Origin of the sequence: Streptomyces alkaliphilus (assembly GCF_014141535.1) — a bacterium.
Taxonomy (GTDB): Bacteria; Actinomycetota; Actinomycetes; order Streptomycetales; family Streptomycetaceae; genus Streptomyces; species Streptomyces alkaliphilus.
This window is the reverse complement of record NZ_VKHT01000789.1, coordinates 1-2,415: the sequence shown is the minus strand read 5'-3', so window position 1 is coordinate 2,415 and position 2,415 is coordinate 1. Positions and strand designations below refer to the sequence as shown.

General features: G+C 72.7%; 2 protein-coding genes. Both read right to left on the bottom strand.

The features are described 5' to 3' along the window. Nucleotides 1-193: 193 nt before the first annotated feature. The gene (locus tag FNQ90_RS19785; protein WP_194432705.1) at nt 194-754 is read right to left on the bottom strand and encodes a flavodoxin domain-containing protein; all 561 of its coding nucleotides are present in this window, start codon (nt 752-754) and stop codon (nt 194-196) included. 109 nt (nt 755-863) lie between these two features. Then, nucleotides 864-2,081: a PP2C family protein-serine/threonine phosphatase gene (locus FNQ90_RS19780; protein ID WP_182607595.1), complete on the bottom strand. Its 1,218-nt coding sequence runs from the start codon at nt 2,079-2,081 to the stop codon at nt 864-866. Nucleotides 2,082-2,415: the final 334 nt, after the last annotated feature.

The window sequence follows — 2,415 nt, the reverse complement described above, 5'->3', positions numbered from 1 at the left end:
CCCCCGCTCCCGCTCCACGGGGTTCACCCGCCTGCCGTTCGGAAAAGATCGATCACGATCGAAGGAATGTCTTTTCTCCAAGGAGTCGATCAGGTCGCCCGAGGGGTCCCGTCGCCGGTGGGGCCGGTCGCCGAGGCGCCGATCCCCACCGTCGATCCCTGCCCCCGGGCCCGCCCGGCGGGGGGACGGACGGTCACCTCGATCCGCCTCCCCTGCCCGGAGGGGACCCCCATTCGGCGCGGGCGGTCAGCCGCTCCGCCACGGAGTCCGCCCACGCCTCGATCATCGGCCAGTCCCGGTAATCCCCGTACCGGCCGCCCATCGCTCGGAAGAGGGTGCGACCCACCGGGTTGAGGTGCTCGGGATGCACCTTCCCGGAGAACACCTTGTGCTCGACCGGGTGGATGCGCTCGCGCAACTCCTTGAGGACCCGGCGCCGCTGTTCCTCCTCGGCACGGGCCCGCAACCGGTACCCCACGGCACGGGACATCCCGACGCTGAACATCCACACCGGCATCCGCGACAGCTCCGCCGTGTACCGCTCGACCCACTGCCGGGCGTCGGGCAGCCAGTCCTGGTTGTGCACGGCGCTGCCGATGACGCACGCGTCCCATTCCGCCGGGTTCCCGGGCCCCCTGTCCTCCAGCGACCGGCAGTCGACACGACACCCGGCCCCCTCCAGGCGCGAGGCGACCCGCTCGGCGATCTCCCGGACGGAGCCGTGCGCGCTCGCGTATCCCACCAGGACGATCATGATCGCTCCTCCTCACCGGATCACGCCGGGCGATATGCCCTGGTTCCAGCAGGCGCCGGCGACACCTCCGTGTCAAGCGGGGAACCCGGACGGGCGGAAGCGGGCGGGCTCAGTCGGATCGGGACCCGGGGGCGTCGTCCGTGCCGGGCCGGGCCCGGCGGCCGTGCCCGTGCCAGTCCAGGCACAGCACGGTGGCGTCGTCCCGCAGGTGCCCCCCGCAGGCGTCCAGGACCTCGGAGGTGATCCATCGCGCGGCCTCGCGGGCATGCAACCCCCGCCCCTCGCGCAGGAGGGACGGCAGGTCCACCCTCGCCGCCCGACGCTCCTGCATCCCGTCGGTGAGGAGCAGGAGCCGGTCACCGGGCCGCAGGGCGAGCTTCTGCGCCTCGTAGGGGAAGGGCGAGGGGATGCCGAAGGGGAGGTGGGCGACGAGCGGTACCTCCTCCACCTCGCCGTCCCGCATGAGCAGCGGCCGGGGATGGCCCGCGTTGACGATCTCCGCCGATCCGTCCCCCAGGTCCACCCGCATCAGCTGACCGGTGGTCATGGCCCCCCGGCCGTGCTCCAGCAGCGCCTCATGGGCCCGCACCGCCTGTTCGGTGATGCTCTCCCCGGCACGACGCGCGCCCCGCAGGGCCCCCACCGCCAGGGTGGCCAGGAGGGCGGAGTCCACCTCGTGTCCCATGGCGTCGGTGATGGACAGGTGGAGGGTGTCGCGGTCGAGGGCGTAGTCGTAGGTGTCCCCGCCGATCCGATCGGCGGGGACCAGGGCTCCGGCGACGGTGAAGCCGTCCGCGTCACAACAGGGAGCGGACGGCAGGAGTTGGTGTTGGATCTCGGCCGCCAGACTCACCGGGGTGGTGCGCCCGCCCCACTGGTAGAGGTCGGTGAAGCGCCGGTCGGTGACGATGATGTAGGCCAGGGCGTGGGCGGCCTCCTCGACACCCCGCAGCGCGCCCTCGTTCCCCGGCGCGGGAAGGAACACCTCCAGGACACCGAGGCAGTCGCCGCGGTTGGTCACCGGGGCCACCACCCGACATCCGCCGTCCTCCGGCTCCCCGACCCATGAACCCTGGGTGCGCAGCACCTCGTCGTAGACGCTGCCGGACAGCGGGATGCCCCGGGAGCGCCCGTCCTCCTCATCCTCCCCCGCCCCACTGGTCAATCGCACCACCTGCCGACCGACGACATCGACGAAGAGGAAGGAGATGGAGAAGGCCCCGAAGCGGTCCTCCAGATGCCTGGCGACCACTGCGACCGACTCCACCGGCGGGGCCTCCTCCGCTGCCGTCAGCAGCTTCCCGAGGCCGAATCCGTCGTCCGTCATCACGACCTCCTCGCTGTGTGGATTTTCCCTCCCCTACCCCGGGACGGACGAAAAAAAGGTGGGTGGCCCCGGAGCCGGCGGGACCCGGGGCGGGAATGTCGGTGCCGGGATCTACGGTGACACCGTTCGATGGGTTCGGCTCGCCCGGAGCGGGTCGTGGACACGGAGGGGTCCGGGTGGAGGGGGAATCACCGGGAGGCCGCACACCGGGCGCCTCGCCCCGGCAATCGTCCGACGGGGAGCGACCGGTGCTTTCCGCCGCGTGGCGGAGGCGGGCGCTGCCCCGGGCCGGCGCGGTCCACCGGCGGGTCGCCCCGCCGCGGCGCGGGACGCC